Raw genomic sequence first — 20,979 nt, 5'->3', positions numbered from 1 at the left:
CCCGTCAGGCGGCGGCCTCGGGCGGCGACCAGGCGCGGCGGCCTTCGGCCCAGAGGAGAGCGCCCGCGGCGAGCTCGAGATGGCCGTGGAAGAACGCGAGCCGCAGGTAACCGTCTCGCGCGGCGCCCGGACCGAAGAACGCCCACACGATGAGCGCGACCGCGCCGATCGCCGAGAGCCAGAGGATCCACCCGCCGATGTCCCCCGTGAGCGCCCGGAAGCTCTGCCGGTAGGAGCGCGGCGTCTTGCTCGGTCGATCGTCCTCCGGCATGAGCCGGAGCCAGACGATGTAGTGTGTCGCCTGCGCGAACGCGTAGAGCACGACGAACCGCGCTGCGAATGGTCCCGTCGGCATGGGGCTCAGGGTCCACGAGAGGTAGCGCATCCCGAGCCCCGTCCAGCGCGCCTCCGCGCCCCCGCTCCACGCGAGCAAGGGCTCTGCCGCGCCGAGCAAAAGCGCCGCCGTGCCCGCCGCGAAGAGCGCGATCGGCACGAGGTGCAGGCGCGTCTTCCGTGGCCGCCAGGCCCACCAGATCACGACCGCGACGAGGTTGTGCAGGTGCGCGAACGCAAGGTCGGCGAGCCATCCGGCGCGCCGCGCGAGCAGGAACAACGCGCCCACCACGGAGAGTCCGATGAGCCTTCGTGACCACGACGTCCGCGCCACACAGAGCGCGAGCGCCGCGCCGACGAGGCCCCCGCGCACCCCGAAGCCGAGGCCCGCGGCGAGGATGCCCGCGCCGATCGCCGCGAGCACGAGCGGCCGCCGATGCAGGCCCGGCCGCGCCACGAGGTAGCGCACATCCGCGAGCACGTGCGGGATGCCCCAGACGAGCGGCCCCAGCACGAGCATCACGACGGGCCACGACGAGGCCAGGAAAAACGCGGCGACGATGAGCACCGAGCCGAGGACGGCGACACGGCGCTCGCGATCGGTGAGCAGCGAGCGCGAGAGGAAGGGGCCGAGCAGGCGCAGGCCGAGGCGGCGCAGGTGATCGAGGCCCGCGAGCGGGGCGTCGAGCGGTGGCGCCGGGATCGCGGCGACCGAACCGACCAGCTTATGAAATCGCCCTTCCCCTTCCATACGACGCCCTCGCCATGTCCTCAGATCGGGCGCACGTCGCCCGGAGTGGGGAGCGCAGGCCGCTTGCTCATGGCTCCGTCGGGTGCGTCCTCGCCGGCGTCCACGGGCGCCGGCGGATCCGGCGGCGGTCCATCGTTGCCCAGACACATGTCACGAGCGCCGAACCCCGCACCCACGAGCGCGAAAAAGCTGAGGCGCGACCCCCACTGCAAGAAAGAAGCCTTCATGAAATCCCCTCGACGGGCCAAGCCAAGAACGGGGTGCGCCGGCCCAGGCTGCACCCTCTCTGCTTATAGACGATTTCTGACCTCCGAGCCCCGTCCCGCGCGGAAGCGGCAAGAACCCCGCGCAAATCCCCCCTCTTTCGCGAGGGATCGGGGCAGGGGATGAGGACGAACCGACACGTGGGGCGGGTTGTTCTAGGCTCGCGCGGGCGGTGAGCGTAACCTTCCCGGCGAGACCCGACCGTTCATGAAAGCCGGCACCAGGATCGGTGGAAAATACCGCCTCGTGCGCCCCCTCGGGGAGGGGGGGATGGGCGTCGTATGGGCTGCAATCAACGAGCTCACCGAGCGTGAGGTCGCGCTGAAGCTCCTCCGCGGTCTCGACGCCTCGGAGGACGCGCGTCTCCGGCTCCTGCGCGAGGCGCGCGCCTGCGGCCGCATCGTCCACCGCAACGTGGTCGAGATCTACGACGTCGGACAAACCGACGCAGGCGATCCGTTCCTGGTGATGGAGATGCTGAGCGGCGAGACGGTGGGCGAGAAGCTCCAGCGCGAGCGCAAGATCGCCCCCGTCGTGGCGCTGCGCATCGCCGCCGAGACCGCGCGTGGCCTCAAGGCCGCGCACGCGGCGCGCGTCATGCACCGCGACCTGAAGCCTTCGAACCTCTTCCTCCACGAGGAGCCCGGCGGCGAGGCCCCCGTGCTCAAGATCCTCGACTTCGGCGTGAGCAAGACGCTGCAGCAAGGCGCAGACTTCACGGCCACCGGCAAGACGATGGGCTCGCCGGCGTACATGAGCCCCGAGCAAGTGCGCGGGCTGAAGACGGTCGATCACCGCACCGACCTCTGGTCCGTCGGCGTCGTGCTCGCCGAGATGCTGAGCGGCCGCCGCGTCTTCCAGGGTCTCACCCCCTACGGCGCCGCCGCCGAGGTTCTCTCCGGTCGGATCCGCGGTTTGTCGGACCTGATGCCCGACGCAGACCCGCGCATCGCCGCCGTGGTCGATCGCTGCCTGCAGCGCGACGTCGACAAGCGGTTCGCCTCCGCCGACGAGCTGCTCGACGCCCTGACGCCGCTGCTCGGCGACGACCGTCCCGGCCTGCCCCCCGCAGCGGCGATCAAGGCCGCCAGGCCCTCGTCGATCGCGCCGGCGCCGCCGCCCCTGCCGGTCATCACCGACCCGGGCATGAGCACCGAGGAGGTGACGCCGACCGACTTCACGCCGCCGCCGATGATGGACGATACGTCGCAGTACGCAGTGCCGCTCGACATGCGTGACACGGTGCGCCCAGCGCCGATCAGCATGCCTCCGTCCGGCGCGCACGGGCTGCCCATCCTCGGGCGTGACTCAGCGCCACCGGACAGCGCGGACCTGACGCACACCGACGCAGTCCCGGCCGGGCTCGCCGCGGCAGCCGAGGAGGCGGCCGCATCGCCATCGGGCGCGGTGCCCGTCGTGCTCTGGGACGAATACCTCCGCAAGAAGGCCGAGGAGGTCCCAGACGCGCCGCTCGCCGCAGACGCGGAAGGTTCTTCGCAAGACGCCGCGCTCGCAGAGGCGGCGCCAAAGAGTCGAGGCGTCATCTATGCCGCCGCTGGGCTCATGCTCGTGGCGCTCGTGGCGTTCGCGGCGGTGATGATGGCGCGGTAGCGCTGGGGCGTTGCCCCAGGCCCCACCAGGGGTTGTCCACCCCTGGACCCGGACCAGCGCAAGCGCTGGACCCGGGATCGATGAACTGCGCTTCGCGCAGTTCATCGAACAGACCCCATGGGCCAACCGGCCCACCCCCTCGCATGAAACTCGGTCACGCCGGGCGGATGAGCGGAAGGCGCTCGGGCGCGAGTTTCATGGCAGGCCAGGTCAAGACCAACGACGACCCTGCCAGCCAAGACAGCAGCGCTGACCTTTCGACGGGAGCGTTGTCCCTGGTCTTCCAACGGGCCCGTTGGAAGAACTGCGCATCGCGCAGTTCTTCCACCCCGAGTCCAGGGCTTGCCCTGGTTCGGGTCGAGGGGCGAACAGCCCCCGCGGGGTCCGGGGCAGAGCCCCGGCGCGGCGCCTCCAACACGACACCGTTGCGCCTCAAACCATCGTCAGCCTGCGCAGGCGGGGCACCTTTGGCGCACGAGGTCCTCGGCTTTGCGCACGCGATCCTTTGCGCTTGCGCATCGTGCGTCGTCCTCGCCGGCGAGGTCGCAGAGGTGGGTGGCGGCGCGGCCCATCGACTGCAGGGCGCGGCATGCGGTCATGCATGGATCGTCTGACACGGGCGTGGCCTCGTCTGCGCTGGGCGCCTCGGCGCGCTTTGCTTCGGTCTCGACCTTCCGATCGGGATGCGCGGGCGTGATGGCCGTGGGCGCGGGCGTCGGCGTGAGGGGCGGCGGTGCGGGCGGCGGTGCGGCGAAGGTAGGCTGCGTCCCGGTTGTTGCCTGCTGCGCCATGGCTTGCATGGGGGGGGTTGGGTACAGGCCGAGTGCGGAGTGCACCTCGCGCTCGGCTTGATCGAGTGCGGCTGCTGGGTCTTGGGGGGGTGCACCGGTTGCGCCTGGGGAGGGCACGCTGCCGCCGCAGCCGAGGGCGAGGAGGGGCGCGGCGAGCGAGGCCAGAACGAGAGCGACAATCCGTGTGGCGCGGCGGGGCTTGCGATTCATGCGGTCTCCACGGTGGACGTTCGGCGCGCTGGATCCGGCTCACCTGTGCGGTTGGCCTCGGCCGGACAACGCGCGGGCCCTCTGCACCTTACAGGTCAGAGTGCGCTTCGTGCGCCGGACTCGTGTAGCTCGAGCAGCTCCTTCGTCACGGCGGCGCTGCCTCGTGTGCCCTCGGAACGGACGAACCCGGTGATGGGCACGGCGGGGTGACGGAAGACTGTCTCCTTCGTCTTCACGCCGCCTTCCTCGTGCTCGGCCTCGTACACGAAGCAGCCTTGGAACAGACCGGCCGTCACCTTCGCCTCCTTGCGCTCGACCTTTGCGAAGTCCGGCGGCGGGTTCAGGATCGCGGCGAATTCCTCGACGCTTTCGGCGGCTTTTAGAATCGCGTCCCGCGGCTCGGTTTGCTCCTGCACCGGGCCGGTATCGGCCTTCGTCCGCATCTTGCGGATCGCGTTCTTGTCGAAGCCTTTGCTTGCTGCGTTCTCCACCAGGAACTGGGAGATCGTCGTGCCGGTCGGCGTGTTCGCCTCGATCTCGTACCAGAACGCCTCGCCTTCTTTGCCCACGATTCGCACGAAGACCTGGGACGGCGGCACGCCCTTCGACTCCACGGCGAACCGGATCCACTGGCCCACGGCGAGCGGCTTCAGCGCGAAAGACTCGGCTGCCGGGTACTCCTGCACGGGGCGCGCGGCCCTCTTCTCCCGTGGCTTGGTGGTCGACGGCTTCGTCTCGGGGGCTTCCTGGGCGGGCGCTTTCTCCGGGCTCTCTTGCTTGTTCTGGCAGCCGAGCGCGACGAGCGCGAAGAGCAACGAAAGCGAGTGCATCGGGATCCGCGTCATCGGGGAGGAAGGAAGCACGACGCGGAAGGAAATGGCAAGCGAGACGGGCCTACGATAGGCTCGCTGCTCATGTCCTTGCCCGATGGTTATTCGCTTCTCCGCGCCGAGGAGAAGCTCGATGCGCTCTGGGCCCGCGTGAGCTCCGATCCGTACCCGGAAGGCGCGCTCCCCACGAGCGTCCCGGGCCCCTGGGGGCGGCGCAAGCTCTTCAGCACCGCGTTCAACCGCGGCTCGTTCGAGCTCTCCGGCGACGAGCTGCCGCCGGATCGCCCGAAGCTCGTGCACACGTATGGCACGTGCGCGCGCGTGACCCTGAAGATCACGGCAGAGCTTCCGTATACCGGCGTCCTCGCGAAGGGCGGATCCGCGCTGCTCCGCTTCTCGGATGCGAAGGGCGGCGGCAGCTTTGCGCCCTCGATCGCGCTGAAATTCTTCGTGACCGGCAAGCCTTCGCTGAACTTCCTCGGGCTGCCGAACGACTATCGCGAGAAGGGCGACCTGCGCTGCTTCTCCAGCGTCTATTGCAACTCCACCGTGCCGGCGAAGGAGTTCGATACGAAGCTCGTGCAGGCCGCGTTCCAGAAGGCCGCGAACTCGCTCGGGGGCACGCGGCTTTACAGCGTGTACCTGCCGCTGCACCACCTCGCGGGCATGGGCGCGGACGGCGCGACGGCGGACAACCCCGTCGTGCCCGACCGTATCGAGTTCCACCCGACGGCGGAGGCGAAACGCGCCTGCCCGGATACGTCGGACTTCCGGCTCTCGCTCGGCCGCGTGCCCGCCGGGATCAAGCTCTTTGATGTGCACGTCGCGCCGAAGATCGACCAGCCGACCAAGCCCTTGGGCGAGCTCTGGCTCGACAGCGCGTTCGTCGCTTCCAAGTACGGCGACGAGCGGCTCTTCTTCGCGCATGACGTCGGGCCGACGACGCCTGGCCCGCATTGAGCGGAGGCGGGGAAGGAATACCCGCGTTCAGCGCGCGCGCCAGGTCCACGCGATGGGATCCCAGGTCCCGTCGTGGCCGGTGAGGATCGGATCGAGGAAGGCGCTCACGTGGGTGAAGACGGCTTCGAGCGTCGGCCACGGGAGGGCGTTTTCGCGGGCAAGTCTTGCGTACGGCGCGGGCCAGCTTGCGGGCGGAGCTGGCAGCGACGCAGGGGTCGGATGCACAGCGCGGAACGTGAATGTCGCCTCGATCGTGCGCCGGAGTGTGTCGCCATCGAAGGGGCCTGTCGTGGCGAGCAAGGCCATATCGGGCAGATCCTTGACGCGCGAGTTTTCCCGCGGCCTTGGCTGCGTGTATGCGTGCAGCTTCTCCGCGAGATGAACCTCGCGCGCGTACGCACGGATCTTCGTGGGTGGCAAGCCCGCGAATTGGAAGAAGTCGTTGCCGGTGCGCAGCTCGGGCGGCACGAGCATGCGATCCCCGAAGGCCACGTCGAGGCCGAACGGATCGCCGTAACGCTTGCCTGCGAGCCTCGTGTGGATCTGGAATCGAAGGCCCTCGTACACGATCCCTTCACCTTCGATGGTGGGATGATCGGCGTGTGGCAGCGCTTCGAAGACCAAGAAGTCGCCGAGATCGATGCGTCCTGCGGTCTGGACCTCGTCGAGCAGGTTTTCGGAGCGACCGTGCAAGGTCAGATCGACGTCTTTCGTCAAGCGAGCACGCGGAACGAGGAGCGCGAGCGCGACGCCGCCCTTCAGGATCGCGCGGTCGCCGAAGTGGCTGAGCAAGCGCGCGAGGAACCTGTCGAAGATGCAGCGCTGCCGGAAGGGCTGGACCTTGAGGCCAAGCGCCTCGGCTTCCCTTCGGATGCGGTCCTCGAGGGACTGCTTGAATGCATCCGCCGACCTGAACCTCGTGCTCATGCGGATTTGGCTCTCACGGCTTGAAGGGCCTGCGCCTCGGCCCTGCTGATCATGCCGCGCGTACGTGCCTGCGCGAGCGCTTGGTCGAGTAGATCTGGGGAGAGGTGGTCCTCGATGCAATCCAGGAGCGTCCGGTAAGGCTTCGTGAACGGGACAGGGCCCATCCAGGTGATCTCGGAGGGATCCACAGTACCGTGGTAAATGGCGACCTGGGGGCCGAGCTCCACGCCTTCGGGCATCTGGTATCCTGGTGGGAGCGTGATGTGCTGGCGGGCGGGGAGGATGTCTGAGAGCTCGTGAAGCGCGAGTGCCGTATCGTGCGAGAAGACGGCTTTCTTGTCGGTCAGGAGCCAGGTGACGACGAGGTCTTCGTGTTCGTTTGTCGGAGGGAACTGGACGAGGCGGAAGACGTTGCCGCCGCCGTAGGACTCGACGCGCTCCTCGATTTGGAGCTGGTCGGCGGAGGTGAAGCCCGCTTCGAGCGCCTGGGCGAGGGTGAAGTAGCCGGATTGGGCCGAGGCGATGTCGTAGAGGCGGTCGTGAGGCGGGGGCCAGTCGAGGAACTCAGCGACCAGTGAAACGTCATCGATGTGCAGGGGGACCGGTTTGCCCGTTGCGCGGGCTCGGGCCAGGGCGTCTCTCACCGCCGTCACCACGCGGTCGGGTTCCTGAACGACCTCCTTGACGCGACCCAGGGGTATCTCCACGCCGAGCAGGTTCATCTTGCAACCGTCGAGGTGCTGCACGACGTCAGGATTGGCTCGATCTGGTAGGGCATCGGCATCCGGTGAAACCATGAAGGACAGCCGCTTGCGCATCTGCACCCGCCCATTCCTGCATGCTTCGTAGAGAACCGCGATGCGCATCATCTCGTCGTGGGTGATTCCCTGGTCGAGATGGATGGAGTCGATTCCTTTGATGTAGGGCTCTAGGAAGGCAAGCTTTTCGAGCGTGTCGTGGAGTCCCTCGGCGACAGGATCAGCGGGAAGCGATGGGAGCGGCTGATCGAGGATCGTTTGCCCCGTTCGTTCGTCCACGACCCGGAGGCGGCTCCCCGGCTGATTGGCAGCAAAGAAAAAAGCCGCTGCCTCTCGTGCTTCCTGGATGGTCTTCCCGAAACGCGACATGCGGAAGGTGAAACTGCCGTCCGCGTCTTCGTTGCCAACCGCGATGAACGTAATGGTTCGACCCTGATGCTCGTTCGTGAGCGTCAGATGCTTGCGCCCCTGTTTCGTGGGCTTCAGTTCGATACCAGGTATCGAAGCCGTTACATTGCGAGCTCGAACCTCGACCCGCACGTTGAGGCTGACCACCCGTGTCGTCGGCGTGATCCTCACGCGCGTCGCAGGAGGGCGATCCCCATACATTCGACGGTGCCATTCCGGCATCTGGATCTGGGGCACGCCCAGCCCCTCGAAGGTCACCTCGTTGCCGCGATCCAGCGCTTCTCGGAACGCTTCGTAGGTGACCTTGTCCGTGAATCGAATGGTGCCCGTCATCTCCTCGTCGCGCACCCGGCCCGCGACGAGCGCCAGCGAATGATCCGCCACCGCCCACCGCAGCCGCCTCATTCCCTCGGCATCCGTTCCGTGCGCGGCCGGCACCTCCACCGTCACCGTCTCCTTCTTCCGCCACCCTTTTCCTTTCTTCTCCAGCGCTTCCAGGATCCGCGGCACCGTCTCCCAGTATCCCCGCCGCATCTCCACGTCCCAGATCACGAGCACCACGAGCTGCGTCTGTTTCTCCCAGTGCCGAAGATCCTTCGCATCGAGGCGGTACTTCAGCGTATCGGGCGTACGCTGCCCTTTTCGTTGCTCCGCGTCTCGCACGCTCTTGAGCTGCACGTAAAACGAGAGCCCCGTCGACTCGCCGCCGTCCCAGATCTGGACGTGAAAGTCCTCCCCGTAGTCCTTTCGCGGCCCCCACGGCTTCCAGCTCAGCTCGGCGAGGCGATCGATGAGCTGGCCGACGCTCCTCTGCTCCTGGTCGTCCGCTGCTCCCGAGCGCCGCTTCCCGGCCCCACCGCTCTCGCGCTTCCCAGTTTTCATCGGCCCGCCCACTCTACCACCACGGCGCGCCCAAGACCCGATCCCGCCGCCTGCCTCGCCGGCGAGCCCCCCGCCCTGATCCGACTCCGCCGCTTGCCTCGCCGACGAGACCCCGGTCCTGATCGGACCTGCTCCGGGGCCTCGCGGCCGAGACCCCCGCCCTGATCGGACTCCGCCGCTTGCCTCGCCGACGAGACCCCGGCCCTGATCGGACCTGCTCCGGGCCTCGCCGACGAGACCCCCGCCCTGATCGGATCTCCTCCGGGGCCTCGCCGACCACGCCCCCCGGGTGAACTTACGTCGTACCGAGATGTAGGTGCAGGTCAGCCGGGAGGCGTCACGCCGAGCTGCCAGAACAGGAACGAATACACGTCCGTCGCCTCCTCGATCTTCTTCGAGATCGGCTTGCCCGCGCCGTGCCCGGCTTTCCCTTCGACGCGCAGCAAAATCGGCTTGTCCCCGCCCGCCTCCGCCTGCAGCAGCGCCGCCATTTTGCGCGCATGCAGCGGATCCACGCGGCTGTCGCCCTCCGCCGTTGCGAAGAGCACGGCGGGGTAGGGCGTCCCGGGCTTCACGTTGTGATAAGGCGAATACGCCCGCAGCCACTCGAATTGCGTCGGATCCTCGGCCGAGCCGTATTCGGGGATCCAGAGCTTCGCGATCAAGAACTTGTGGTAGCGAATCATGTCGAGCAGCGGCACCGCGCATACCGCCGCGCGGAAGAGCTCCGGCCGCTGCGTGATCGCCGCGCCGACCAGCAATCCCCCGTTCGAGCCGCCCATCACCGCGAGCCGCTCCGAGGACGTCACCTGGTCCGCAAGGAGCTTCTCGGCGACCGCATACAGATCGTCGAACACGTTTTGCTTCGACGCGAGCATCCCCGCGCGGTGCCACGCCTCGCCGTATTCACCGCCGCCGCGCAGGTTCGCCACCGCCACCACGCCGCCCTGCTCCAGCATCACGTACCGCGAGCCCGCGAACGCCGGCATCTGCGCGATATTGAACCCGCCATACCCCGTGAGCACCGTCGGGGCCTTCCCGTCCCGGGCCACGCCTTTCTTGTGGACGAGGAAGTACGGCACCAACGTCCCGTCCTTCGAGCGCGCTTTTTCCTGCGTCACGACGAACTCGGACGCGTCCACGGGCGGCTTGATCTCGGCCCAGGTGCTCACCTTCTCCGTCGCGAGGTCGAAACGGAGCACCGTGCTCGGCACGGCGAACGAGGTGAACCCGACGAACGCTTCGTGCCCGTCCCACTCGCCACTCGCGCCGCCCGTCGTGCCGATCGTGGGTAGCGTGATCTCGCCCTTGGGCTCGCCCGTCGCCGAGAAGCGCTTCACCACCGAGTGCGCGTCGACGATGTACGTCGCGAAGATCTGCCCGCCGATCGAGGTGACCGCCTGCAGCACGTCCTTCGTCGCCGGCAGGATCTTCTTCCAGTGCTCGCGCGCGGGCTTCTGCGGGTCGACGCGATAGAGCTCGTACGTCGGCGCGCTGTCGTTCGTCCGGACGAGCAGGGAGTCGTCGTACACGTCGACGTCGTAGATCGCGTTTTCCTTCGGCACCGCGAACGGCACGAACGTGGCTTGGGGCCCGGCTTTGCGATCGAGCAGGTACGCCTCGATCCGGCTCCAGCCCATGTGCACGGTCGCCACGAGCCAGCGGCCGTTCGGCGAGATCAAGACGCTCGGCGAGTCCGTCATCGCGCGGCCCTCACCGAACACCAGCGGATCCTTCTCCCAGGGCCGACCGATCTGATGCAGGTAGATCTTGCGGTGATAATGCTCTTCGCCCGCGGGCACGTCGCCCTTCTGCGGGAAGCGCGTGTAATAGAACGATTTCCCGTCGGGCAGCCACGCGACGGAGGCGTACCGCGCGCGCGGGATCACCTCGGTCTCGGGCAGGTTTTTCCCGGTCTCCACGTCCATCACGTAGAGCGTGCTTTGCTCGTCGCCGCCCGAGGAGAGCCCGTACGCGAGCTTCTTGCCGTCCTGCGACGGCACCCAGAAATCGAGCGAGACGAGCCCGTCCTTGCCGAGCGTGTTCGGATCCACGAGCTTGCGATCCGCGCCATCCACGCCGTCGCGCACGTAGAGCACCGGCTGATCCTCGGACGGCGCCTGGCGCGTGTAGAAATAACGGCCTTTGCCTTTCTTCGAGGCATAGACCGCGGGCGTGCCGACGGACCCGATCCGCAAGAGCGACTCGATGCGGCGCGTGAGCGCGGCGCGGCCGGGCAGCGTGGCGAGGGCCTTCGCCGTGCGCTCGTTCTGCGCCGCTTGCCAGACCTTCACCTCGTCGCTCTCGCCGTCTTCGAGCCAGCGGTAAGGGTCGTGGATCTCCTTGCCGTGCAGCGTCTCGACGATGTCCTCGCGCCGCGTGGGCACGGGCGGCTCGCGGCGAGCGGGCGCGGGCGTGGGCGCGGCGACGGCGCTCGCCGTGGGGGCGAGGGAGCCTGTGAGGTGATTCGGGGGCGGATCGGCGGGCGGAGGGGGGTTTCCAGAACAGGCCATGGATACGAGCAGCGAGGGCAGGAAGAAGAGGGTCTTCGGGCGATGAACGGAGCGCACAGCGCCCGCAGCTTTACCCGCGCGCACGCCGTCGGCACTTCAATTCTGCCCCGGGATCACGTAACCAGGAGTCCATGAATCGAACCCTCGACGTCGCGACCTCGTTCGCAGCCACCCTGGCGCGTCTCGCCGGGGGCTTACGTTCCGGACACCTCGGCGAGCGTCCCGACAAGCTGCTCGAGCTCTACGAGTTCGAGGGCTGTCCGTTCTGCCGCAAGGTGCGCGAGGCCCTCACGATCCTCGACCTCGAGGCGATGATCTACCCGTGCCCGCGCGGCGGGAGCCGCTTCCGCGCTGTCGTGAAGGAGCGCGGCGGCAAGCACCAGTTCCCGTTCCTCGTCGACCCGAACACGGGCGTCTCGATGTACGAGTCGAACGACATCGTGGCCTATCTCTTCCGCGTCTACGGCGACGGCAAGGTGCCGCTCTGGCTCGGCCTCGGCCCGCTGACGAACGCCACGGCGATGATGGCGTCGGCGTTCCGGCCGGGGTTCGGCGCGTTCGCGCGGCCCTCGCGCGCGCCCGAAAAACCGCTCGAGCTCTGGAGCTTCGAGGCCTCGCCGTACTGCCGCATCACGCGGGAGGTGCTCTCCAGCCTGGAGATCCCGTACCGGCTGCACAACGTGGCGAAGTTCAGCCCGAGCCGGCAGGCCTTCATCGCGCGGAGCGGCAAGATGCAGGTGCCCTTCCTCCACGACCCGAACACGGGCGTGGACATGTTCGAGTCGGCCGACATCGCGGAGTACCTGCGGAGGACGTACGAAATCCGCTGACGAGTCTTCGATGCCGCGCGCGGCGGAGCCCCCGATCGGGCCGAAATCGACGCTGTACCTCGTGGTCTCGTACCGCCACCCGGACGGGCTCGCAGGCACGTTCGACCTCGAAGGCTACGAGAAGAAGCTCCTCGCGCGCGGCGACTTCAAGCCGAAGAAGATCGACGATCCGGCGCTCTTGCCGCACCTCAACATCCACGTGCGCGACGGGCGGCTCCTCCGCGCCTACGAGCCCACGGGCAAGCTCGCGAACCTCTTCGATCCACGCGCGACGTGGGTCTTCGAGCGCGCGCCGAAGAAGGCGAAGCCCGAGGCCGAAGCGGGCAAACCAGACAAACCGGACGCGGACAAACCCGATCACGCGTCCGCGTCGAAGGAGCCCCGCAAGGACAAGAACGGCGGGATGCCCTGCAAGATCACGACGCCGCCGCGGCTCTTCGTGATCGAGACGGGGTACGTGTTCGTCGTGGTCGGCATCAAGCCGACGGCGCTCACGTTGACCGCGTTCCAGGACCTCTACGCGGCCGTCGTGCGTCGCGGCATGACGCACCTCTTGCCGGAAAGCATGCCGCGCAAGAAGGCGGGCAAGGACGGCGAGATGAAGGCGCATCCGCTCGTGGCGATGGGCGAGGAGGCGCATCTCGACGACACGACGGTCCGGCACTGGCTCAAGCTCTTCATCCCCGACGTGATGCTCGACGCGCCGATCGGGAGCTGGCCAAACCCGATGAGCGTGAACGTGCTCTACACGGAAGGTCTGCCCGACGCCGCGGCGCGGCATCGCCTGCGGCTCGCGCACGGGAGTGATCAGCCGATCGACCCATCCGCGGCCGACTGCCGCATCGAGGGACATCCGGCGATGTGGGAGCCCTCGGCGCGCGAGCTTTGCGTGTTCTCCCCCGTCGGCGTGACCTGGATGATCTGGCCGCTCGACGCGAAGGGTCTGCTCTCGCAGTTCGAGTCCACAATGCTCGAGCGTTACCTCTACAAGTGGGTGCTCATCGAGCACGAGCGGCTGTTCTTGCTGGAGCTCTCGTCGGCGTGCGCGAGCATGTCGAACCGCCCCGACGGCCGCATCTTCGGCCGCCTGCGCCTCGCGCTGCTGCAGTACACGGCGAAGTTCAGCTTCGGCCACATCAGCTCGGAGGAGCGGCACGACCGCTTCTACTGCGGCCTGCGCAACGCGCTCGACATCGGCGGGCTCTTCGAGGAGGTGAAGGGCGAGATCACCGAGATCGACGAGTACCTGTCGGACAAACGCGCCGACCTCTTGAACCAGGTGCTCGCGTTCTTGACGCTCGTCCTCACGCCAGTCGGGCTCGTGATCGGGATCTTCGAGCGCGAGACGTTGCCCTCGTTCGATGTCGCGTGGAAGGACCTCGTCGGAGAGAACGCGTGGGCGACGTGGGCCAAGCTCGTCTTCCACGTCCCCCTGTGGCTGACCGTGCTCTCGGCCGTCGTCGGGTTCGTCCTGTTCACGCGCCTGCTCGGCATGAGCACGGTGCGCGGGCTCGTGCGGCGGATCAAGAATCCAGGCGCCGACGAGTAGAGCATCGATCGCTGGGGCGTTGCCCCAGGCCCCACCAGGGGCTATCCGCCCCTGGACCCGGACCAGCCAGGGGCTGGACCCGGGGTCGATGAACTGCGCGATGCGCAGTTCATCGAACAGGCCGAGGCAAGACCGGCGAAGGACGCTGCCAGCCAAGATCGCCGCGACTGGCAACGTCGTCCCTGGTCTTGCCACGGACCCGTTGGAAGAACTGCGCATCGCGCAGTTCTTCCACCAAAGGTCCAGGGCTTGCCCTGGTTCGGGTCGAGGGGCGAACAGCCCCCGCGGGGCCCGGGGCAGCGCCCCGGCGCGGCGGCATCAAGTAGAGACCAATGCTCAGCGTGCGGGGAGGGCCGCGAAGAAATCTTCGAGCTTGGCCGGGTCGAGCTTGCCGTTGGTGCGTACGCCGTTGCAGAGATCGACGCCGAAGGGGCGCACGGTGCGGATTGCGGTCGCGAGGTTGTCCGAACGGAGCCCGCCTGCGAGGTAGACTGGCAGCCGCACGCGCTCGCGGAGCCGCGCGCTGATCTGCCAATCGTGCGTGCGCCCTGTCCCGCCGAGCTCCTTCACGGGCAGGTTCGGGTTGCCTGAGTCGAGCAGCACCGCGTCGACCTTGCCTTCGAGCTCGATCGCCTCGTCGATTGCCTCCTCGCCCATCACGTGCACGACCTGCACGATGCCGATGCCGGGCATCGCGGCGCGCAGCTCCTCGTACGTGCCCGACAGCAGCCGATCGAGGATCTGCACGACGCTCGTGCGGCAGCGTCTTTGCTGCTCGATGATGGCGGAGGCGTCTTGGTGGCTCGTGAGGAGGAAGGTGGCGACGCCCGGCGGGACGCGCGTTGCGATGGCGGTGATCTGCTCCTCGGTGATCGCGCCTGGCCCGCTCGGGACGGGGCCGACGAGGCCGAGGGCGGAGGCGCCCGCGCGAACGGCGATCCACGCCTCTTCCTCGGAGGCGATGCAGCAGATTTTTACGCGCGTGAGGGGCATGGGCAGGGAGCGCATCGCGAGATTGCGGGCCTACCTTGCCCGCCGGCTCACCTCTACGCGGAAGCTCCGCCGGTGTGAAGTTTTTTTCGAACCCCGCCCATGCTCGCGCGATTGCGTCGACATCGAGACGAGGGGCCCGCGCGTGGATCCTTTTTCCACCTGGGGCATCGGCGATCCACCCCATTCGGGCTGCAATTCGAGACGATTGGACGACAAAAGGCCTCGGGCGCGCGCGGCACGCGGCGTGCTGTAGAGGCCGGCATGGACGCTCGCCCGACCCAATTCCGTGTTCTCGCCTTCGCCGCTGCCCTCGCCGCCATGCCCGTGTTTGCGGGCTGTATGGCCGAAGCCCCGCCCGAGGAGCTCGCCGGAGAGCCCGAAGGCGTCGAATCCCCCGAGCCGACCGATACCGTGGACGAGGCCGTGGCCGGCAGCACCGTCGCGCAGGCCGCCGCGTCGAGCTGCTCGACGTCGAGCGTGAAAGCGCTCTCGCTGCAGATCATCGCTGAGGCGCGGTGCTTGAATCCCGACGCGTACGTGCCGATCACGAAGACCTCGAACGTGACGTTCGGCAGCGCGGTCTTTGCGTACCTGGAGAAGCCCGCGGCCGACAGGCTCGTGGCGGCGCTGAAGGATAACCCCGGCAAGTCGATGACGATCAACTCGGCGCTCCGGACCGTGGCGCAGCAATACATGCTTTACAACTGGTACCAGAATGGCCGGTGCAGCATCAGCCTCGCGGCGAAGCCTGGCAACAGCAATCACGAGACGGGCCTCGCGCTCGACGTGAGCCAGTACAGCACGTGGAAGACGATTCTGACGAACAAGGGCTTCAAGTGGCTCGGGTCGAGCGACGCGGTGCATTTCGATTACGCGGGCTCGGGCGCGGTGAGCTACAAGGGCCTCGACGTGAAGGCGTTCCAGCGGCTGTGGAACCGCAACAACCCGGGCGATACGATCTCGGTCGACGGCGTGTGGGGCCCGCAGACGGAGGCGCGCATGAAGAAGTCGCCCGCGGGCGGCTTCGCGAAGGGCGCGACGTGCGGCTCGGCGATCATGTACGACGATCAAAACGGCGAGATCGAGGGCGTGGACGAGGCATTCTCGCGTGACCCGAACGATCCGGAGTTCTTCGTGCCGCTGCCGATCGACGCGGTCGAGGCGCAAGGCGAGCTCGAGCACGAGGCCTGCACGGACCACGCACACTGATTCGCGGGAACGGCGAGAAGGAGTGAAAAGGGCGCGGGACGGTCTCCCGCGCCCTTTTTCATTGAATGGCTCAGTAGGGGAGCTGCGCCGGCGGCGGGGGCGGCGGCGGCAGGGTGTCGAGGGGACAATCGTCCTTCGGCGGAGGCGGCGGCGGAGGCGGCAGAGGCTCCTGCTGCACAGGCCCCTGCTGCGGAGGCTGCTGCACAGGCCCCTGCTGCGGAGGCTGCTGCACAGGCCCCTGCTGCGGCGGCAGTGGCGGCGGCGGCGGAGGCGGAGGCGCGATCGGCGCGCAGACCTCGATGCACCCCGCGCCGTACGTCGACCCCCCACATTCGAGGCAGCGCTGCCCGCCCCCGCAGGTCGGGTCGGGGATGCATTGGGCGTCCGCCAGGCAATATCCCAGGCACGACGCGTCATTCCCCGGCTCGCAGCCGCCGGCGGGAAACACGCACGAGACCGCGCAGTCCCTGCCGTAGCTGCAGCGCCCCGGCGGAAGCTCGGAGGCGCAATGGAATCCCCGGCACCCCGTCCTGGGCGTGAACGGGTCGCTTGCAATGGGCGTCCCCCAGGCCTCGCCTACCTCATCGCTCGTGCTGCCGAGCGCTCCCTCGCCGGCCGGATCGTCAGCGTCGCAACCGATGACCATTGCCGCCAAGCTGCCGAAGATGATCCCGACAACATTCCATCGCTTGATCATGATGGACCTCCCCCATTCCCTGCTTCACGGCGGACGGTGCCGTCCGATGAGCGCACACCTTCACCCTCGGCGCCGGCACCGTCCGCCGTTTCGCGGTTCCGCCCCCGACCGTGCGCGCCTTGGGGCGACGCCTCGGCGAGGACTCTTGGGACCAGTGTAGCTGGAGGTGGGATATGGGCAAGGCAATGGAGAGGGGAGGCGCGGGGAATGAGGCGTTTCGCGGGAGGCATCCTTTTCCGCGAACGGAGCATTACGCGAGGAACGGCGTGGGACCGTCCTTGAAGAATGCGCTTTGCCGGTGACGATTTGTGCGTCGTCGACGCAGGGAGCGCTGCGTCAGTACAGCCCGAACTTCGCCGTGCCGAGCGAGCTCGTGCCCCATGTCTGCGTGCCGCGTGCGTGCTCGACCATGACGTTACGATTCTGCTCGCCCGTAGGCGGGGTGGCGCCGAGCGTGGTGGGCGGATCGTACGAGAGATAGACGTAGCTCTGGGGGCGCGTCGTATCGTAGTTCTCGTAGGCCGCGGAGCTGTCCGTGTTCGACTTGGCGGCGACGACCGCCGCGGTCGTGGTCGTCTTCCACGTCTTGTTCGGAGCTGTGCCGGCGGCGCGGTTCGGGCCGAAGCGATTGCCATTGACGTACAGGGTGATGTGCTGGGTGGAGGTCCCGCCGCCGATGTTGATCGGCATGGCGGAGCCGTCGAGGAAGTTGTTCTCGATACGCAGCCCGGACGTCGCGCACGCATTACGCGTGACCATGATCGCCGCGGTGAGGTTCGGATCATTGGTGAGATCGAGGGTGTTGCCGAGGAGCTCGACCCCGAATTGTTTTCCCGCCGCCGGCAGGCTGCACTCGACCTGGATGGCGTCGGAGTGGGTCGGATCCCCATCGGCACGGTCACTGTCCAGCAGGTAGTACTGCATGTCGTGGATCCACGAGCGCTCGATGACGACGCTCGTGTGGTTGGCACTGCCCGCGTGGATCTGCATTCCGTCGACGGAGCCGTCGATCTCCGAGCGGAGCATGTGCAGACGGGACGCTTCGAGCGCCATGCCGTGATGGAACGCCGCATTGATGTTCGCGCCGCGGCGCACGGCTTCCGGCACGCGGATTTCGATGTCCTCGAGGATCAGACCCGTCGTCGCGCTGTCGTTGCCCCTGACGATCCGGCGGCCGACGTCCACGCCGGAGGGCGCCGCGCTATCGGGCGCCTCCGGGATGCTGACGGCTTCGACCACCGAACGACGAATCGTGACGTTCGGCGCGCGCACGTTCACGTAGCCCCTCACGTGGAGCCGATCGAGGACGAATTGTCCGTTTTCGTTGTAGGCGTGCGCGGCGGGCAGCGTGACGGGATTTCCATTCCAGGTCAGCTTGTAGGTATCGCCGCTCTTGGTGATGACCACGGTCTCTTCGGCGGCGCTCGGCGTGTTTACGCTCGACTTGTTGGGCTTCTCGAGGTCGAGCAGATGCAACCGGTCGGCGACCACGTCGGGCACGCCGGTCGTCGCGTCACCCGGCGCATAGTCACCAGGGTTTCGCTGGGCGACCGTGACGGTCCGACTCGCGGACGCGGAAGCTCCGCTCGCTGTCGTGACGGTCAACGTTATCGTGTGCGTCCCAGCCGCGGCGTAGCGATGTGGTGGCGGCGTGACCCCCGTCGCCGTCGTGCCGTCACCGAAGGACCACGCGAAGGTCGTGATGGGTCCGGCGTTGTGGGTCGAGCCCGCGTCGTCCACCGAGACGGTGAGATCGCGCGGCTCGAGCTCGAACACGACGTTCGTCGATAGCAACTGGCCATTGCCGTCGCCGCTCTCGCCTATCGTGTCGGGGCCTTTATCACCCGTGCCGTCGCTCCCGCCTGCACCGAGATCCTCACCCGTCGCGCTCCCGTCCAGGCAGCCGGCCGACCCAAGCACACCAATGACCAGCAGAACACCCAGTTTGCCGACACGCATTCGTCCTCCCAAGGTAAAACGGCCGCCGACGCAGCGGCCGTGGCCAAGTCGTAGACCATCGAAAACAGCGCTGCAACAGGGAGACACGGTTGTGGAGCGCGCGTGGGAGGCACGAATGGTCGAGCTCGTCGAAATTGCTCGTGCTGTCAAAATGCGTATACACTGACGCTGGCAAATGGCGCCCGGAGAATCGCATCCGCTGTGAGCGCGACATTCCACCACCGCAATGGGCAGTGCAGGAAGCGGCTGAACGTGAAGTTCGCGAATCGAGGGAAGGGGAGCTCACTGCAAGTGCGCACCCTACGCCCCGCGCCGCTTGCGGGTGCTCTTCATCCCGGACGCGGGCGCATCGTGGCCAGCGGTCGGGGTTCGTAACGATTTCGCCAGCGTGCAACGCACCTTCCTGGTCTTGCCACCGGCCTGTTGGAAGAACTGCGCATCGCGCAGTTCTTCCACGAACGGTCCAGGGCTTGCCCTGGTTCGGGTCGAGGGGCGAACAGCCCCCGCGGGGCCCGGGGCAGCGCCCCGGCGCGGCGGCCTCAAGAAGAGACCATTGCGAGGGCTCGGGTCCGAAGGGTCGCGCGAACAGTGGCGGGGGCGCGGCGAGCGTCGAAATCTCCCCCGAGGTCTCGCCGCCGTGACCGCGCTCGAGTATATCCATGGACAGTGTAAGTAGGAGCACCATGATTCTTCCCAAAAAACGTGACCCACGGTTCATCACCATCCGCCGCGGAGGGCTCCTGGATGAAGGCACCCATCACGCGTTGGCAATCTGGGCCGCAGATTGCGCGCAGCACGTCATGGGGTTTTTCGATGAATACAGGCCAGACGATGACCGGCCGCGGAGAGCGATTGCACTGGTGCGAGCGTGGACCCGAGGCGAGGCCACAATGAAAGAGTGTCACAACGCGGCGTTCGCTTCCAACGCCGCAGGCCGCGAGGCGCCCCCCGCCGCCCGGTTGGCCGCCCTGTCGGCGGGTCAGGCGGTGGCCGTGGCGCATGTCGCCGCCCATGAGTTAGGGGCTGCGGCGTACGCCATCAGGGCTGCCAGGGAAGCCGCACCATCGGGCCAAGGGGACGCGGCTGCGCGAGCCGAACGCCAATGGCAGTGGGAACAACTGCCTGGCGAAATACGAGACCTCGTTCTTGACGATCAAAAACTGCGAAACGCACTCTGTTGGAACGTGTTCCTCGACTGAGCCGACGGCACTGCGCCGTGCGGGTGGAGGTGAGCGCCGTGGTCCTGGACGTCGTGCCCACGTCGGCGGCATCGTCCGGGAGCTCGTCGCGGCCCTGCGCCGCGGGGTCGAGGGGGCGTTCGTCGCCGAGAGCGGGGCCGGCAAGAAGTGGGCATTCCATACCGACTGTAAAGCAAGGCGGTGTAGACATCACCCCAGCGGTTGATATTCATCAGAAATGCGCATCACCACATGCACCGTAGGCCTCTTCTTCATCCTCCTCACCTGCGCCGCTCCGGCCTGCACCGAGAGCTCAGGAGCTTCCCCCTCATCCACCTCGACCGGGGCCTCCAGCGGGGGCGGCGGCGAGGGGGGCGGCGAGGGGGGCGCCGCCGGCGAGGGGGCGGGCGGCGGCAGCGCGTCGTCGTCCTCCTCGGGCGGGCAAGGGGGAGCCGGGGGCCCGAAGTCCTGCGACGGCACGTTCGCGACGTGGTGCGGCAACGGCGTGTATTGCGATGCCCCGGAGGGCACCTGTCCGGGCGGCGGCGTGCTCGGAACCTGCACGCCGAAGCCCAAGGATTGCGCCGGTGAGTCGATGGCGATCACGTGCGGCTGCAACGGCCAAGTCTACATCAACGCGTGTGAGGCGTACCGGTCGGGCGTCGACGTGGGCTTGCAGGACGCCTGTCAGGCGCCCGCGGAGCCCTTCGCATGTGGTCCGGTCCTCTGCGAGAACGGAACCGAGTATTGCGAGAGGCTCAATTCCTCTTACCGGTGCAAGCCGCTCCCTGCGGCCTGCCAGTCGCCGGACGCGATGTGCGGATGTCTGAACGATGTGCTCTGCGTGGCCGCGCCAGGGCTGCCGGAATGCCTGAAGGACGCGGACGGCCACTTCTTCGTCACGTGCATCGTAACGGAGTGAACGAGGCGCTTTCGCGCTGCCTCGTGGTGGGGGTCGAGCGGTGCCGAGCAAGCCTCTTGCAACGTGAGAAGGTTGCGCCAGGTGATGTCCCCAATCATGACGAACTGCGGAATCGGGCACGGACGATTGCGGGCCGCACAATTGCACAAGGGCCCTTGCATCGGCTTATCCGTGCCGTGCTCCGATGCTTCTACGGAGGCGCCGATGACTGGCATTGCCTGAACGACAACCACGACTTGCGCGACATCGAGATCAAGGCCGACGATCCGCCGCTGTCGTCGGGACCGATCTCCGGGGGCAGGCGTCCGGGCCCGTCTCGGCTCCGCCACCCACCGATCGCAGCGATCCGCCCGTCCCCTCGTCCACGCGTCGCCCGTCGCGGTGAGCCAGACCGGACACGGCCC

17 protein-coding genes are annotated in these 20,979 nt (G+C 67.7%); 7 read left to right on the top strand and 10 right to left on the bottom strand.

Going from position 1 to position 20,979, the window contains the following annotated elements; genetic code table 11:
- Positions 1–4: 4 nt before the first annotated feature.
- Together KEG57_RS38820 and KEG57_RS38815 are read right to left on the bottom strand one after the other, a co-directional pair.
- Positions 5–1,084, bottom strand: coding sequence for a hypothetical protein (locus KEG57_RS38820; protein WP_272427030.1), 1,080 nt, complete (start codon positions 1,082–1,084; stop codon positions 5–7).
- Between the two features lie 20 nt (positions 1,085–1,104).
- Complete coding sequence (locus KEG57_RS38815) at positions 1,105–1,311, bottom strand: hypothetical protein (protein ID WP_272427029.1); 207 nt, start codon at positions 1,309–1,311, stop codon at positions 1,105–1,107.
- Between the two features lie 244 nt (positions 1,312–1,555).
- Between KEG57_RS38815 and KEG57_RS38810 the strand changes: the two genes are divergently transcribed.
- Positions 1,556–2,959, top strand: coding sequence for a serine/threonine-protein kinase (locus tag KEG57_RS38810; protein ID WP_272427028.1), 1,404 nt, complete (start codon positions 1,556–1,558; stop codon positions 2,957–2,959).
- 443 nt (positions 2,960–3,402) lie between these two features.
- On the opposite strand, the gene KEG57_RS38805 is transcribed toward KEG57_RS38810, so the two are convergent.
- Positions 3,403–3,960: a hypothetical protein gene (locus KEG57_RS38805; RefSeq protein ID WP_272427027.1), complete on the bottom strand. Its 558-nt coding sequence runs from the start codon at positions 3,958–3,960 to the stop codon at positions 3,403–3,405.
- A 95-nt stretch (positions 3,961–4,055) separates the two neighbouring features.
- Complete coding sequence (locus KEG57_RS38800) at positions 4,056–4,805, bottom strand: hypothetical protein (RefSeq protein ID WP_272427026.1); 750 nt, start codon at positions 4,803–4,805, stop codon at positions 4,056–4,058.
- 69 nt (positions 4,806–4,874) lie between these two features.
- Here KEG57_RS38800 and KEG57_RS38795 point away from each other — a divergent pair, with 69 nt between their 5' ends.
- Complete coding sequence (locus KEG57_RS38795; RefSeq protein ID WP_272427025.1) at positions 4,875–5,750, top strand: hypothetical protein; 876 nt, start codon at positions 4,875–4,877, stop codon at positions 5,748–5,750.
- A 27-nt stretch (positions 5,751–5,777) separates the two neighbouring features.
- Here KEG57_RS38795 and KEG57_RS38790 read toward each other — a convergent pair whose 3' ends face one another.
- The 3 genes from KEG57_RS38790 to KEG57_RS38780 all read right to left on the bottom strand — a co-directional run bounded on the left by KEG57_RS38790 (position 5,778) and on the right by KEG57_RS38780 (position 11,295).
- A complete protein-coding gene (locus KEG57_RS38790; protein WP_272427024.1) occupies positions 5,778–6,677 on the bottom strand; it encodes a nucleotidyl transferase AbiEii/AbiGii toxin family protein in 900 nt (299 codons plus the stop codon).
- Positions 6,674–8,725 (bottom strand): DUF4365 domain-containing protein, encoded by a 2,052-nt coding sequence (locus tag KEG57_RS38785; protein ID WP_272427023.1) that lies wholly within the window; start codon positions 8,723–8,725, stop codon positions 6,674–6,676. Before KEG57_RS38785 ends, KEG57_RS38790 begins: the two co-directional genes overlap by 4 nt.
- Before the next feature lie 323 nt (positions 8,726–9,048).
- The gene (locus KEG57_RS38780) at positions 9,049–11,295 is read right to left on the bottom strand and encodes a prolyl oligopeptidase family serine peptidase (RefSeq protein ID WP_272459432.1); all 2,247 of its coding nucleotides are present in this window, start codon (positions 11,293–11,295) and stop codon (positions 9,049–9,051) included.
- Positions 11,296–11,369: 74 nt separating this feature from the next.
- Here KEG57_RS38780 and KEG57_RS38775 point away from each other — a divergent pair, with 74 nt between their 5' ends.
- Positions 11,370–12,068 (top strand): glutathione S-transferase N-terminal domain-containing protein, encoded by a 699-nt coding sequence (locus KEG57_RS38775; RefSeq protein ID WP_272427021.1) that lies wholly within the window; start codon positions 11,370–11,372, stop codon positions 12,066–12,068.
- Positions 12,069–12,078: 10 nt separating this feature from the next.
- Entirely contained in the window at positions 12,079–13,617 is a 1,539-nt protein-coding gene (locus KEG57_RS38770; protein WP_272427020.1) for a hypothetical protein, read from the top strand.
- A 336-nt stretch (positions 13,618–13,953) separates the two neighbouring features.
- Here the strand turns inward: KEG57_RS38770 and KEG57_RS38765 are convergent, their stop codons facing one another.
- The gene (locus KEG57_RS38765) at positions 13,954–14,610 is read right to left on the bottom strand and encodes a phosphoribosylanthranilate isomerase (protein ID WP_272427019.1); all 657 of its coding nucleotides are present in this window, start codon (positions 14,608–14,610) and stop codon (positions 13,954–13,956) included.
- 261 nt (positions 14,611–14,871) lie between these two features.
- Between KEG57_RS38765 and KEG57_RS38760 the strand changes: the two genes are divergently transcribed.
- Positions 14,872–15,819: a M15 family metallopeptidase gene (locus KEG57_RS38760; RefSeq protein WP_272427018.1), complete on the top strand. Its 948-nt coding sequence runs from the start codon at positions 14,872–14,874 to the stop codon at positions 15,817–15,819.
- A gap of 70 nt (positions 15,820–15,889) precedes the next feature.
- Here the strand turns inward: KEG57_RS38760 and KEG57_RS38755 are convergent, their stop codons facing one another.
- Positions 15,890–16,516 (bottom strand): hypothetical protein, encoded by a 627-nt coding sequence (locus tag KEG57_RS38755; protein WP_272427017.1) that lies wholly within the window; start codon positions 16,514–16,516, stop codon positions 15,890–15,892.
- Between the two features lie 336 nt (positions 16,517–16,852).
- The gene (locus KEG57_RS38750) at positions 16,853–18,475 is read right to left on the bottom strand and encodes a PKD domain-containing protein (protein ID WP_272427016.1); all 1,623 of its coding nucleotides are present in this window, start codon (positions 18,473–18,475) and stop codon (positions 16,853–16,855) included.
- A 683-nt stretch (positions 18,476–19,158) separates the two neighbouring features.
- On the opposite strand from KEG57_RS38750, the gene KEG57_RS38745 reads away from it, so the two are divergent.
- Both KEG57_RS38745 and KEG57_RS38740 read left to right on the top strand, forming a co-directional pair.
- The gene (locus KEG57_RS38745; RefSeq protein ID WP_272427015.1) at positions 19,159–19,674 is read left to right on the top strand and encodes a putative immunity protein; all 516 of its coding nucleotides are present in this window, start codon (positions 19,159–19,161) and stop codon (positions 19,672–19,674) included.
- A gap of 217 nt (positions 19,675–19,891) precedes the next feature.
- The gene (locus tag KEG57_RS38740) at positions 19,892–20,575 is read left to right on the top strand and encodes a hypothetical protein (protein WP_272427014.1); all 684 of its coding nucleotides are present in this window, start codon (positions 19,892–19,894) and stop codon (positions 20,573–20,575) included.
- Positions 20,576–20,979: the final 404 nt, after the last annotated feature.

The organism is Polyangium jinanense, from assembly GCF_028435365.1.
Note: the sequence above shows the minus strand (reverse complement) of the source record. Positions and strands in the feature narration are given on the sequence as shown.